14 protein-coding genes and 1 tRNA gene are annotated in these 13,903 nt (G+C 40.6%); 3 read left to right on the forward strand and 12 right to left on the reverse strand.

What is annotated here, in order from left to right; all coding sequences use genetic code 11:
• The first annotated feature begins 3 nt into the window (after positions 1 to 3).
• Both MKX73_RS03580 and MKX73_RS03585 read left to right on the forward strand, forming a co-directional pair.
• Entirely contained in the window at positions 4 to 1,251 is a 1,248-nt protein-coding gene (locus MKX73_RS03580; RefSeq protein WP_340716331.1) for a Zn-dependent hydrolase, read from the forward strand.
• A gap of 103 nt (positions 1,252 to 1,354) precedes the next feature.
• On the forward strand, positions 1,355 to 1,600 hold the full coding sequence (locus MKX73_RS03585) for a Parvovirus coat protein VP1-like protein (protein ID WP_340718838.1): 246 nt from the start codon (positions 1,355 to 1,357) through the stop codon (positions 1,598 to 1,600).
• 224 nt (positions 1,601 to 1,824) lie between these two features.
• On the opposite strand, the gene MKX73_RS03590 is transcribed toward MKX73_RS03585, so the two are convergent.
• From MKX73_RS03590 to MKX73_RS03610, 5 genes are all read right to left on the reverse strand, one after another.
• On the reverse strand, positions 1,825 to 2,619 hold the full coding sequence (locus MKX73_RS03590) for a basic amino acid ABC transporter substrate-binding protein (protein WP_340716332.1): 795 nt from the start codon (positions 2,617 to 2,619) through the stop codon (positions 1,825 to 1,827).
• A 229-nt stretch (positions 2,620 to 2,848) separates the two neighbouring features.
• Positions 2,849 to 3,571, reverse strand: a complete 723-nt coding sequence (locus tag MKX73_RS03595) for an amino acid ABC transporter ATP-binding protein (protein ID WP_340716333.1) — start codon at positions 3,569 to 3,571, stop codon at positions 2,849 to 2,851.
• Positions 3,572 to 4,273, reverse strand: a complete 702-nt coding sequence (locus MKX73_RS03600) for an amino acid ABC transporter permease (RefSeq protein WP_014822776.1) — start codon at positions 4,271 to 4,273, stop codon at positions 3,572 to 3,574. It abuts the gene before it with no gap.
• A gap of 30 nt (positions 4,274 to 4,303) precedes the next feature.
• Positions 4,304 to 5,083 (reverse strand): basic amino acid ABC transporter substrate-binding protein, encoded by a 780-nt coding sequence (locus MKX73_RS03605; RefSeq protein ID WP_340716334.1) that lies wholly within the window; start codon positions 5,081 to 5,083, stop codon positions 4,304 to 4,306.
• A 744-nt stretch (positions 5,084 to 5,827) separates the two neighbouring features.
• Positions 5,828 to 5,899: transfer RNA gene (locus tag MKX73_RS03610), tRNA-Arg, on the reverse strand.
• 187 nt (positions 5,900 to 6,086) lie between these two features.
• On the opposite strand from MKX73_RS03610, the gene clpP reads away from it, so the two are divergent.
• Positions 6,087 to 6,677 carry an ATP-dependent Clp endopeptidase proteolytic subunit ClpP gene (gene clpP, locus MKX73_RS03615; RefSeq protein WP_251690323.1) on the forward strand — a complete coding sequence of 197 codons (591 nt, stop codon included), beginning with the start codon at positions 6,087 to 6,089 and terminating at the stop codon, positions 6,675 to 6,677.
• A 306-nt stretch (positions 6,678 to 6,983) separates the two neighbouring features.
• On the opposite strand, the gene MKX73_RS03620 is transcribed toward clpP, so the two are convergent.
• The 7 genes from MKX73_RS03620 to MKX73_RS03650 all read right to left on the reverse strand — a co-directional run bounded on the left by MKX73_RS03620 (position 6,984) and on the right by MKX73_RS03650 (position 13,622).
• Positions 6,984 to 7,241, reverse strand: a complete 258-nt coding sequence (locus MKX73_RS03620; RefSeq protein ID WP_340716335.1) for an HPr family phosphocarrier protein — start codon at positions 7,239 to 7,241, stop codon at positions 6,984 to 6,986.
• A 163-nt stretch (positions 7,242 to 7,404) separates the two neighbouring features.
• Complete coding sequence (gene whiA / locus MKX73_RS03625) at positions 7,405 to 8,346, reverse strand: DNA-binding protein WhiA (RefSeq protein ID WP_340716336.1); 942 nt, start codon at positions 8,344 to 8,346, stop codon at positions 7,405 to 7,407.
• Between the two features lie 47 nt (positions 8,347 to 8,393).
• On the reverse strand, positions 8,394 to 9,374 hold the full coding sequence (locus MKX73_RS03630) for a gluconeogenesis factor YvcK family protein (protein WP_340716337.1): 981 nt from the start codon (positions 9,372 to 9,374) through the stop codon (positions 8,394 to 8,396).
• A gap of 4 nt (positions 9,375 to 9,378) precedes the next feature.
• On the reverse strand, positions 9,379 to 10,260 hold the full coding sequence (rapZ, locus tag MKX73_RS03635; protein WP_340716338.1) for an RNase adapter RapZ: 882 nt from the start codon (positions 10,258 to 10,260) through the stop codon (positions 9,379 to 9,381).
• A 14-nt stretch (positions 10,261 to 10,274) separates the two neighbouring features.
• On the reverse strand, positions 10,275 to 10,745 hold the full coding sequence (locus MKX73_RS03640; RefSeq protein WP_340716339.1) for an 8-oxo-dGTP diphosphatase: 471 nt from the start codon (positions 10,743 to 10,745) through the stop codon (positions 10,275 to 10,277).
• 328 nt (positions 10,746 to 11,073) lie between these two features.
• The gene (gene trxB / locus MKX73_RS03645) at positions 11,074 to 12,018 is read right to left on the reverse strand and encodes a thioredoxin-disulfide reductase (RefSeq protein WP_340716340.1); all 945 of its coding nucleotides are present in this window, start codon (positions 12,016 to 12,018) and stop codon (positions 11,074 to 11,076) included.
• 77 nt (positions 12,019 to 12,095) lie between these two features.
• A complete protein-coding gene (locus MKX73_RS03650) occupies positions 12,096 to 13,622 on the reverse strand; it encodes a tetratricopeptide repeat protein (RefSeq protein WP_340716341.1) in 1,527 nt (508 codons plus the stop codon).
• Between the last annotated feature and the right edge of the window lie 281 nt (positions 13,623 to 13,903).

A 13,903-nucleotide genomic window follows, 5' to 3' on the forward strand; every position in this document is an offset into this window, starting at 1 on the left:
TTTATGTTAAAAACAAATCGCGAACGACTTCAAAACATGATTGATTTATTCAGCCAATTTGGGGCAACAGAAAATAACGGTGTCACACGTTTAAGCCTATCTCCCGAAGATATTCTCGCACGCAACAAATTCAAGGAAATTTGCGAACAGCTCGGTATGATCGTAAAAGTAGATGATATGGGCACAATGTATGCAACACTTCCTTCCAACTCCGAAAATTTACCGATTGTCATCGGCTCACACTTGGATTCAGTCATTAAAGGCGGACGCTTCGACGGAGTGCTTGGTGTTTTAACTGCACTGGAAGCCGTCCAAACGATTATCGATGAAAAACTCGAACTGAATCACCCTATCACGATCGTAAACTTCACAAATGAAGAAGGGGCACGTTTTGAACCTTCATTAATGGCTTCAGGTGTTCTCTCAGGCAAATTTGAAAAGGAAAAGATGCTCGCTTCTACTGACCCTAAAGGGGTAACATTTGAACAAGCCCTGAAAGAAAGCGGCTATGAAGGCGAAGTTACAAACCGTCTGACAGAGGCCCATGCCTATTTGGAGCTTCATATTGAACAAGGTCCCGTGCTGGAACATTATAAAAAAGAGATCGGTGTCGTGGAGGGCGTTCTTGGCATGGTATGCTATGATATTACATTAACCGGCGAATCGAACCATGCGGGCACTACCCCTATTTCCATGCGTAAAGACAGTATGTTTGCCGCAATGCAAATCATTTCAATTCTACAAAATAAACTAAAACAGCTTCCCGAAGATCTTGTTTATACAATCGGGCGGATCAATGCCTATCCAAATATTCATACAGTCATTCCAAGTAACGTAACCTTCTCGTTGGAATCCCGCCACCAGGACCCTGCAGTCATTCAGCAGGTGGAGCAGATTATTTTTGACCTGCCAAAAGAAATCGAAAATTGCGAGCTGAGCTACGAAAAACTATGGAGCCGGGATACGGTGTATTTCGCACCGGAAGTTGTCCATGCTGTAGCAGCAAGTGCGGATGAATTAGGTTATTCACGCCATCATATGTTCAGCGGTGCCGGTCATGATGCTCAATTTATCGCCGGGTACATTCCTTCTACGATGATCTTCGTACCAAGTGCGAAAGGCTACAGTCACCGCGAAGATGAATATACGTCTTACGAAGAATGTTCTAAAGGTGCGGATGTCCTTGTTAATGCAGTATTGAAAGTAGCCGAATCTTCGGTTTCACCCGTAAAGTCTGCTAGTGTAAAGTAAAGGTTTTTATGATGAAATTAATAGAATTGCCCTCTTCTTCTTATTAGGTGAACATACTATATGGTATCTACTATAAGGAGGTGGGATGATGAGACGTCCTGTAATGGGGTTCTGCTTCCCTGGCTACCGCTATTGCGGACCGGGATGCACTGGACCTGGCACACCAACGAATGCAGTCGATAATTGCTGTCTGAACCATGATGCCTGTTATGTAGGTGGATATGACAAAAGATATTGTGACGAAATTTTTCAGCAATGTTTAAATCAGTACAAAAACCCCTCAACAAAAATGGGGAGGGACGCAAAATTATTTTCTCGAGCGATTCGGCTGAAGAATTTTCTAATATAGTCCTTATAAACTTGAACAAAACGAAACACCTCAATTTTCTCTCAGAGAAAATTGAGGTGTTTCTGCTTACCCTATAATTGTTTCCGTTTCGGGGACGCTTTCCAGGGGCGTGGCCTGAGCCTGTAGTCTCAGGCGTCACGCTATTCCCCTAGGAGTCGCCCCTGCACTCCAATCAATTCATAAAGTTGATGTTATATAATTCCGGTCCTATTCCCGCTTATACGCTAATCGATCTTCTGACCTGTAATTTCTTCTAACTTGCCGTTTTCTTTAATTTTCGCCAAGCCTTCGTTTAAACGGTCTAACAACTCCTTGTTGCCCTTTTTCACCATGAAGCCGTAATACTCTTTTTCGAACTGATCTGATTCAATTGCTTTTAATCCCGAATCCGGATTGTTCTTTAAATATTCGATGACAACGGCATTATCACCAAATGCCGCGACTGTTGCACCATTGATAACTTCCTGGAATGCAACCGGCTGATTTTCATAAGCTAAAATTTTTGAACTTGATTTCCCTTGCAGGTTTTGTGCTGCAATATGCCCTGTCGTATTAATCTGAACAGAGACTTTCTGATCTTTTAACTCATCCAATGTTTCAATTGTTGAATCTTCTTTTACAACGATCATTAACGACGCTTCATAATATGGATCTGTGAAGTCATACGTTTCTTTACGCTCATCAGTAATTGTGATGCCTGATGCACCTAAATCCAGTTCACCGTTTGTAATTTGCTGGAACACCGGCTCCCATCCGACATTTCGGAATTCGATTTCCGAACCGATTTCTTCACCGATCGCTTTCATAATATCCACATCGATGCCGACAATTTCACCTTTATCGTTCATCGATTCAAATGGGGCAAATGTTGCTTCTGTTCCGACTAGCAGCTTTTTACCGCCGCCTTCTCCGGATGTTGCACTTCCTGATGTTTCATCGTCTGATGTACCGCATGCGGCTAAAATGATTGTTAACGCCATCAGCAGCATCGTTATTAAATACTTCTTTGTTTTGAGCATTATAAAGCCCCCTCTATTTTTTTAAGATTATACATTTTTTAGTAGAACCGCACAATACGAAATTCTAAATATTCCGATAGTTTAGGTTATAAAGATTTCCTCAGGAATCGCCTCCCCTGCATTCCAATTAACGCGTTATATATATTTGTGCATTCTTCTCAACTTAGTAAGTCGCAATATAAAAAACTACCTTCTACTACTCATCATAATAGAAGATAGTTTCCCAGCTCTATAGAACTTTTCCCAAGAAGGCTTTTGTACGTTCGTTTTGCGGGTTGCCGAATACGTCATCCGGGTGGCCCTGCTCTACGATATAGCCGCCATCCATAAACAGTACACGATCGCCTACTTCACGTGCGAATCCCATTTCATGTGTTACGACAACCATTGTCATTCCTTCTTTTGCAAGGTTTTTCATTACTTCCAGAACCTCTTTAACCATTTCCGGGTCAAGGGCTGACGTCGGTTCGTCAAACAGCATCACTTTCGGCTTCATCGCCAAAGCACGTGCAATCGCTACACGCTGCTGCTGACCGCCTGATAACTGCTGCGGATAGTTATATGCCTTTTCACGCAATCCGACCTTGTCCAACAGCTCCAGTGCCAGTTTTTCGGCATCCGCTTTGTTCAGTTGGCGAATTTGCATTGGCGCCATCGTAATATTATCGATCACCGACATATGCGGGAATAGGTTGAACTGCTGGAACACCATTCCTACTTCTGTACGGATATCATTAATGTTTGTTTTCGGATCATTGATTTTGACACCTTGAATATAAATCGCACCATCCGTTACTTCTTCCAGCAAATTCATGCAGCGAAGAAACGTTGATTTCCCAGAACCGGATGGGCCGATGACACAAACTACTTCTTTTTCATGTACTTCATAATCGATCCCTTTTAACACTTCGAGCTTGCCAAAATGCTTGTGTAAGTTTTCTACTTTAATCATTTACGCGCGCTCCTTTTTCTTACGTGGGTTGTAATTGATATCCACTCTTCTTTCGATAAATGCAATGAGCTTCGTTACAGCATACGTCAATACAAGGTATAGGAATGCCGCGAATAAATACGGCTCCCAGAAACGCTGATACGTTCCGGCTACAACTTTACTTACATATAAAATTTCGGCTCCTGCGATTACCGTTACAAGTGAAGAATCTTTTAAAAGTGCGATAAATTCATTCCCTAATGGCGGGATCATACGACGGAACGCCTGCGGTAAAATAACTTTGCGCATTGCCTGGCTTTGCGTTAACCCTAAAGATCGTGCAGCTTCCATTTGTCCTTTGTCGATCGACTGGATTCCCGCACGGAAAATTTCTGCATTGTATGCGGCACTGTTTAAAATCAGGCCGACAATACCCGATACCCACCAACCTTGTGATGTTCCAAAAATAGTTGGAATAACAGCTAAGTGAATTAATAATAATTGTACGAGCATTGGCGTACCACGGAATACGTCGACATATATTTTAGCCGGCCAGTAAATCCATTTTTTTGTTGAAACTTGGCCCAATCCTAAAACTAGACCGAATATGATACCACCAATATAACCACATGCTGTTAAAACAATAGTTGCCCAAAGTCCTTTTGCATATAGCTCACGGTAGTTCCAGATTATATCCCAACGGAAAAAATCAAAAAAATCCATCTGAAACCCTCCAATAAATTAAAATGTAGCTTATTCGATTTCCGTACCTGTAATTTCAGCTAACTTACCGTTATCTTTAATTTTTTGAAGACCTTCGTTTAAAATATCCAACAGCTCTTTGTTGCCCTTTTTCACCATGAAGCCGAAGTAGTCTTTCTCAAATGATGTATCTTCCACCGCTTTTAAGCCTGAATCAGGATTGTTTTCAAGGTAATCTAAAATTACTGCATTATCACCGATTGCCGCATCTGCTGCGCCTGTCAGTACTTCCGTTAAAGCAACAGAGAAGTTTTCATAAGCTAAAATCTTCGAGCTTGCAACACCTTGAAGTTCCTGTGCTGCGATATGACCTGTCGTATTAATCTGCACCGCGATTTTTTTATCTTTAATATCCTCTAAAGACGCGACTGTTGAACCTTCTTTTGTCACGATCAATAAAGTCGCTTCATAGTAAGGATCTGTAAAGTCATATGATTGTTTACGCTCGTCTGTAATTGTAATAGCCGCTGCACCCATATCCACTTCACCATTTGTTACTTGGCTCATCATTGAGTCCCAGCCCACATTCTTCACTTCTGTTTCGATGCCCATCTCTTCGCCGATCGCCGCTAAAATCTCTGAATCTAATCCGACAACATTGCCTTTATCATCTAAGTATTCAAATGGTGCATATGTAGCTTCCGTACCTGCAACAATTTTCTTATATTCTTTATCACCTGTTGATGAAGATTCGTCCGCTCCACACGCCGTTAAAATCATAGAGGCTGCTGCTAAAGGTGCTGCCCATTTAAATAGTTTTCTAGTACTCATTATGAATATCCTCCTGGATGTAGTAGTTTTTTTGTTAATAACATGTTCAATTATATTAATTCCGCAATTAATATACAACATTTAATTTTTAAAAAATTGATTATTATTGCAGTATGATGAATTATTATAACAAAATTGACGGTATATTTGCATATAATTTAATATTTATTCACTATATTACTATTTCATTATTGTATTTCTTTCTTGTGAAGACACATATTTCATTACATATATTCCCTGTTTTTTATAGGATATGTCAATCTTACAGGTAAATTTTCACTCCAATAAAAAAGACCGCACAAGAGGACCTCCCTCTCATGCAGCCTTGAATAATTATTTTTAGTTAGAGAACGAATGAAGGATAAAAAGAACCGGTACAGTGATTCCTTCTATCCTACTAAAACTTCATTCTCTATTGCAAAAAAGCCTCAGATGATTTTTTGCAATTGATATTGAAACGTATATTAAAACAGTAAAATGGTGCCCCCTAAAGGGACATGATAGTATGGTCTATCTAACTAGTTTTGTAAAAACACAACATTTAATAATGTACTAATTTCCAGCATATATTTCAAGTAGGAAAAGTGCTTTTTTACAAAGAAATTTTATTTTTTGGGTGAAGAGCGTTTAAATTAGATTAGTTTCGGAAACTTATAGTGTAGCGTCAAAATTAAACTGTAGAAAAATGGAAGAGAAAGATTATTTTCACTTATTACTGGTCAATAATAATCTTTAAAAAGAAAGCGCCCTCGGAGGGAATCGAACCCCCAGCCTCAGAACCGGAATCTGAAGTGTTATCCATTACACCACGAGGACATATAAATAAGTATATGAGCAACTTTTTTCATTATACAGATGGAACCCTTTATTTTCAACTGTAAAAATCAGAGTTTATATTTGACCATAACTGACTAATACGTGTATGATAGGTTTACAGCTGAAATATTTGTCAATTTCAGCAAAAGTTATCGAATATAAGCTTTAACAAAGGGAGGATTTTTCAATGAACTTAATTCCTACAGTTATTGAACAAACAAACCGCGGCGAACGTGCATATGACATTTATTCACGTTTACTTAAAGACCGCATCATTTTATTAGGTAGTGGGATTGACGATAATGTTGCGAACTCAATCGTAGCACAGCTACTATTTTTAGAAGCTGAAGATCCTGATAAAGACATCTACCTGTATATCAACTCACCAGGTGGCTCTATCACTTCAGGTATGGCGATCTACGATACGATGAACTTCATCAAACCTGATGTATCAACAATCTGTATCGGTATGGCTGCTTCAATGGGTGCATTCCTGCTTTCTGCTGGTGCAAAAGGCAAGCGTGTCGCATTACCAAACGCAGAAGTAATGATTCACCAACCACTTGGCGGAGCACAAGGTCAAGCAACAGAAATCGAAATCGCTGCAAAACGTATTTTACACTTACGTGAAAAATTAAACCGTATCATGGCTGAAAACAGTGGCCAAGATTACGAAACGTTGGCACGCGACACAGATCGTGACAACTTCATGTCTGCACAGCAAGCATTAGAGTACGGTCTTATCGATAAAATTTATGAGCGTAACCAATTAAAATAATCAATTCATTCAAGCATACAAGATTCGTCTTGTATGCTTTTTTGTATTCAAAAAATAATATAAGACATAATCCAAAAATGCCATTTTTCTCTCTGGGAGAAAAATGGCATTTTTTCGCTGTGCGTAAAAATTGATTTCCATTCCGGGACGCTTTCCGCGGGCGTGGCCTGAGCCTGTAGTCTCAGGCGTCACGCTATTCCCGCAGGAGTCGCCCTGCATTCCAATCAATTTTCCAAAATATCCGTTTCATAACAAGGATTTTTTCCTTACCAATGAAATTTTTACTTTTATGCTAGCTCTTTTGTATCAATCCGCTTTTTCAATTAGAAGTTGTAGTGCGTCGATTGCTTTTTCTTCGTCATGACCGTCAGCCCATAATGTGACAACTGTGCCTTTTGCAACCGCAAGGCTCATAATGCCCATAATCGACTTCGCATTCACTTTTTTCGTATCTTTTTGTAAATAGACATCTGCTTTATAACGATTCGCCTCTTGGACGAACAAAGCGGCCTGTCTTGCTTGTAAGCCCGATTTTAACTTTACTTCTACTTGTTTTTCAATCATGTTGAAATACTCCCTTTCACAACCGTTCATCGCTTCTAAGTTTATCTTAACGAAATTGTCCGAAAAGAACAACAATTGGAAACATCTTTTATGAAATCGTTACCAATTTTTTCTTTTGCGCCCCTCCATGTACTTGCTTCGTGCCCCGTATCTTTATGAGAATTTAAATACTCTCTCCACGACGGAGCGCATCCGCGATTTCATCGATTTTGCGCAGACGATGATTGACGCCTGATTTACTGACAACGCCAGTTGAAACCATTTCACCGAGCTCTTTTAACGTCACGTCCTGATATTCCACACGAAGACGTGCAATTTCACGCAGTTTTTCCGGCAGCTGGTCAAGACCTACCGCATTATCAATATAGCGGATATTTTCCACTTGCCGCAGCGCCGCGCCTATTGTTTTATTTAAGTTGGCTGTTTCACAGTTTACAATACGGTTTACACTGTTACGCATATCTCTAATGATCCGTACATCCTCAAACTTCAGCATTGCCTGTACAGCACCGACTAAATTCATAAAATCCGAAATCTTTTCGGCTTCTTTCAAATACGTCACAAAGCCTTTTTTACGTTCGATCGTTTTCGCATTCAGATCGTATCGGTTCATCAGCTCTGCCAACGCTTCCCCGTGCTCCTTATATAAAGAATAAATCTCCAAATGGTAGGAAGAGGTTTCCGGATTGTTCACCGAGCCTCCCGCCAAAAAGGCACCACGTAGATAAGCACGGCGTTCACTTTCTTTCGGTATGATTGATTTGGCGATCGTATGATTAAACTCGAATGAATTTGAGACAATTTCCAAATCCGCAAGAATTTCTCTCGCACCCTCACGAACACGGCATATATACACATTGTTCTTTTTAAGACGCATCTTTTTTCGAACAAGCAATTCGACATTATACGGATAAAGCCTCTTTACAATTGTATAAAGCCGACGTGCGATTGCCGCATTTTCTGTCTGTACGTCCAAGCTTATTTGACGATTCGCAAAGCTCAACGAACCGTTCATCCGTATAAGGGCAGATACTTCCGCCTTTAAACTGCTGTCACCGGCTTCTACCTGCGTCAGTTCTTTTTTAGTTTCAGATGCAAATGACATGGATTCGCTCCCCCTTTCCCAGCAACCTATGTAGCGTTTCTTCCATACTACTCTTCTTGCATCGTTTGTTTTTTCTTTACTGTATATTCACAAAGCCAATCAGCGAGATTTACCGCATCATGACGTACTGTTCCATTTTCAATGAGTGCAATTTCTTTTGGAATAATATTGATGCCCATTTCTCTGAGTCTTTCAATATCAAATTTTACAGGTTCCGCGTTTTCTTCACGGTAATTATCGTAAATCGAAGGAGGCAGCTCCTTTTCATTGATCAGTACCGATTGGATAAATGCTTCTCCAACATGTTCATGGATCGCTTCAATATGTTTTGAAGCAGTAAAGTTTCTCGTTTCACCTTGCTGTGTCATTAAATTCGCAATGTAGATCTTTTCGCCTTTCGCACGAATGACTGCCTGACCGATTCCTTTAACCAGCAAATTCGGAATGATGCTCGTATAAAGACTTCCAGGTCCAATCAAAATAAAATCTGCCCGTTCAATCGCATGAACTGCAGCAGGTAAAGGTTTGAGATTACTAGGCTCCAAGTATACCCGTTTAATCGGTGCATGGCCTGATGGAATTTTCGACTCGCCTATAATGTCTGACCCATCTGCTAACTCGGCATGTAATGTAACCTTCTTATTCGCTGCTGGAATGACCTTTCCGTGCACATTCAGTACTTTGCTCATTTCAGCAATCGCATGGTTAAAATCACCTGTAATTTCCGTTAAAGCCGTCAACATTAAATTCCCGAGCGAATGGCCGTCCAAATCGTTTGATTGGGAAAAGCGATATTGAAACATTTGCTCCACTAACGGCTCTACGTCTGAAAGTGCGGCAATTACATTTCGCACATCTCCTGGCGGCGGGATATCATAGTCATCGCGCAAACGTCCAGAAGAGCCACCGTCATCTGCAACCGTAACGATGGCCGTTATATCAAAAGGATGTTGCTTTAAACCGCGTAAAATTGTAGAAAGGCCTGTCCCCCCGCCAATTACGACGATTCTTGTTCTCTTTTTTTTCATTTCATTAATCCTTCCTATGATTAATATCTCTATGTGTAACGATGACTTGATCATTTTTTGCCAATAGCTTCCCGAAGTATTCTGCTAGTGTAACGGAGCGATGTTGCCCGCCCGTACAGCCGAAAGCGATGACAAGCTGTGATTTGCCTTCATTACGGTAATGGGGAATCATGAAAGTGAACAAGTCAGTCAGTTTGGCAATTAACTGTTGTGTTTCTTCCGTTGCCAGTACGTATGAGGAAACTTCTGTCTGCAGCCCTGTTTTATGCCGTAATTCTTCAACATAGTAAGGATTTTTCAAAAAACGGACATCAAATACTAAATCAGCATCAATCGGCAGTCCATGCTTAAATCCGAACGACATAATGTTCAGTGAAAACGTAGGACTGCTCATATTGCTGAATTCCTGCGCGATACGTTCACGTAATTCGCGAGGCTTCAACTTGGAAGTATTGACGATCGATTTGGCGCGCCCTTTTACTTCGGAAAGCAATTCGCGCTCCAGTTGAATCCCTTCCAGCGGTAATCCCTGAGGTGCAAGCGGATGTGATCGGCGTGACTCTTTGTAGCGGCGAACTAATGTGGCATCATCGGATTCTAAAAATAAAATACGCAGTAAAATATCTTCTTCGTCCAGTAGTGCGTCGAGCGATTCAATCAATGAGCCAAAAAATTCTCTCCCACGTAAATCCATGACAACTGCCATACGTGAAATCTTTTTTTCGGAACCTTTCATTAGCGCTAAAAAAGTAGTTAGAAGCTCCGGAGGTAAATTATCTACACAGTAATAACCTAAATCCTCAAAACTTTGAACTGCTACCGTTTTGCCCGCCCCTGACATTCCTGTAATAATAACTAACTCATGTGTATAGCTCGAACTAGCCACTTATTTCATCTCCTCTAGTTTTGTTCCATCGAGTTTTGAATTTTTTCGCTAATCAGCTCAAAATCCTCTGTATATTCAAATGTACCATATTGCGTACCTTTATTTAATGCTGCAAATAATAAATTCGTACGGTCACCTGCTGCCATCGGAAGATCCTTTAAACGATCGATTTCATACCAGCTTAAAACGCCTTCCCGTGTTTCAACAAAAGGTGTACCTTCAACATCTGTTGCAATAAATGTGTACAGCATCCACTCATCGACGACTGTATCACCATTTTTTATAACCATTGTATATACGCCTTTTAAATGAACGTCTTTTGGTGTTAGATTCGTCTCTTCCTGAAATTCGCGTATAGCGGAGTCATAGATGGACTCTCCTGGCTCCATTTTCCCACCCGGTGCCACAAACCAGCCTCTTCTCGGCTTTTGCAGCAATAATACTTGACCATCTTTAATAGCGAGTAAATTTGTAATACGTTGCATACACAACACCTCAACTTTTTCATTTAATGGATAAGTGAATAACTAATACTCCACAAATTCCACATAAGTAAAGACACAATACCGCTATGCAAAGCGAATTGTGTTTTTCTAAAGCTTATTTCTATTATACCTTGTCCTATGCATTCAGTAAAAGCAAGCGTTTCATTTAGAATGTCAACATTTATGTCGAAAATACACAAAAAAAGAGGTTGCTTCAGCGTAAACCGCTTGAAACAACCTTAGGATAAAAATATAAGGGGGTTAAAACAAATTCCACTTTTAGTATACCCTTATTTTGTAACGATATGATTACATTTATGTTAAAGAATTATTGTTTTATTTTTTCTTTTATTTCTTCTACGTAATGTTGAGCTGATTGAGCTGCGATACTGCCGTCGCCTGTAGCTGTTACAATTTGACGAAGCATTTTTTCACGAACATCGCCCGCTGCATAAATACCCGGAATTGAAGTTTCCATTTTTTCATTCGTTACGATATAGCCTGCTTCATTTAAAATATTCAGTGAAGCAAATGGCGCTGTTAATGGAAGCATGCCGACATATACGAATACGCCATCAGTTTCCACTTCGGATTCAGTACCGTCAACTGTTGAAGCTAACGTCACTTTGCCTACTTTACCGTCAACTTCATGAATTTCTTTCACTGTTGAGTTCCAGATGAAGTCTACTTTTTCATTGGCAAATGCACGGTCCTGTAAAATTTTCTGTGCACGAAGCTTATCGCGACGGTGTACGATTGTTACTTTATCCGCAAAGCGTGTTAAGTAAACACCTTCTTCAACAGCAGAGTCGCCCCCGCCGATTACGATAAGGTTCTTTTGTTTGAAGAATGCGCCATCACAGACAGCACAGTAACTTACACCGCGGCCGCCAAGCTCTGTTTCGCCAGGGATGCCAAGTTTTTTGTATTCCGCACCAGTTGTAATAATAATCGTGCGTGTTTTATATTGTTTTTTACCTGAAACGATAATTTTGTATTCTTCACCATCGATGATTTCATTTACATCACCGTAAGCATATTCAGCACCGAATTTTTTCGCATGCTCAAACATTTTTGTCGATAGCTCAGGTCCTAAAATTGTATCGAAACCAGGGTAGTTTTCCACTGCTTCCGTATTAGCCATTTGTCCGCCGGGAATCCCACGTTCAATCATTAATGTTGATAAATTAGCGCGTGATGCATATACCGCAGCAGTCATACCTGCTGGACCTGCTCCGATAATGACTACATCATAAATTTTTTCTTCAGACATGTTGATCCTCCTCTTGCGTATACCTTTTTATATAGTTTTATCGTATAAGATTGCTTGGATAAATACAAATATACTGCCTATTCAAAGTCCGACGGTACAAATTCATATAATTCATCGTTATACTTCGATAATGTTGCAGTCGAAATATTATACTTACCCGCCACCGCTTTTTTCGTCACTTTGTTTTCCAGTGCCGTATGGAACGAATATTCAACCGCTGCAGCAAGCGCCGCGCGATTTTTAAACGAATAGCCTTGTTGGAATGCGATTTCCCCAAGTGCAAACCATGTACTTAACACTTGCGCCACTTCCAACGAAATCGAATCATTCGTTTCTGTAATCAGTTCGGCAACTTCCATAAAACGCAGGAATTGCTGTTCTTCCTTGCTGCCGTTGCTGAAATCATAGTCCAGTGCATATGCCATGCAAAGCTTTTCGATCGCCGTGAAATTCGAAACATTCAATAATGAAGGATGTGCAACAATCTCTTGTTTATGTGCGGACCGCTTCAATAAAAACATGCCGAATAATCGGCTGGACTGATGCTCATCTGTTAATTGACGAATGATGAAGTCACGGTGATTTTCCGCTGAATTGCGTAAAATAGAGCCTTCACCATTTGCCCACGGTTCCATTCCTTCTTTGGATGGATCCAGCTGGATAAGCATTTTCCATGCTTCTTTCGCAATTGTTTCATGTCCTGAGAAGTAGGCTGACTGGGCAAGCCAGAAATAGAATCCGGACTCCCCTTCATAGCCTTTCTTACTCATAGAACGCAGCCATTTATAGGCCTCTTCATATTGCCCGATTAACGCAAATGTCGCACCGAGCTTATAACGGTTTTCCCAATCGAACGGCTGGATTTTCTTTAGTAAACCGACCAGTTCGTTCAGTTCTTCATTGCTTTTTTCGTAATACGCAAATACGGCCAAGTTGCATAGCGCATGAAGATTGCCTTTGTTTTCGCGCAGCACACGATATAAAAGTGCGCGGGCCTGTTCCGCGTCTCCCACATAAAAATAGGCTAACGCCAGATTGTTATAGGCATTCCAAAGGTCCGGAAACTCTTCAATGATTTGCTCCAGCATCTCGATCGCCGTCTTGAAATCTCCCTGCTCCATATGGCGGCGGGCCTTTTCCTGTGCCACATGCTTCGCTCCGTCAAATTCGTCCATGTCATCCATTTCTTCGCCCACATAGTCGACGAACTCCAATATTTCGGAGGCGTCTTCCGTATATGCGCCATTAGGTTCCATTTCTAAATATTGTGCTGCGTATTTTTGGGCATCCGCAATATGACCGATACAGCCCGACACTTCCGCCAGCATGAAAATGATTTCGGATTCATTCGGCTCTAAACTATAGGCTGTGTGAATCAGCTCATATGCATGCTCGAAATTTTGCAGTTCCATTTCAAGTATTCCGTACTGTAGTAACACATGCGCGTCATCCGGACTTAAATCCGCCGCGCGCTTAATAAATTTATATGCTTTATCCATTTCGTCTCGTTCTATTGCCTTTAAAGCTTTCTTGTAATAATAATCACCATTCGGAACAAACGACACGACATTAGTAGCTTTTGGTTTTAAACGTTTATTTTCCAATAAAATTCCTCCGAGTCATTCCGTTCAATACATTCTATATCATCAAATACGCAGGTCATTTGTTTGTAAACAAAGAAATAAGGAACGCACAGGTGTGGTCCCTTAATCAATTCTTACTATTATAGCATATTCGGCACATATGTACTAAAAACACGTTTGACAAAGCGGTGTTAATTTTCATTTGTTAAGGTAATGATAAATTTTGACATTGTGAATAACCTTAAAATAAAATGCTGTCCCGTCCATGCTAAAGCACCAACTCCTCGCACCATTAAGTCCCT

Source organism: Solibacillus sp. FSL W7-1436 (assembly GCF_038007305.1).
Taxonomy (GTDB): domain Bacteria; phylum Bacillota; class Bacilli; order Bacillales_A; family Planococcaceae; genus Solibacillus.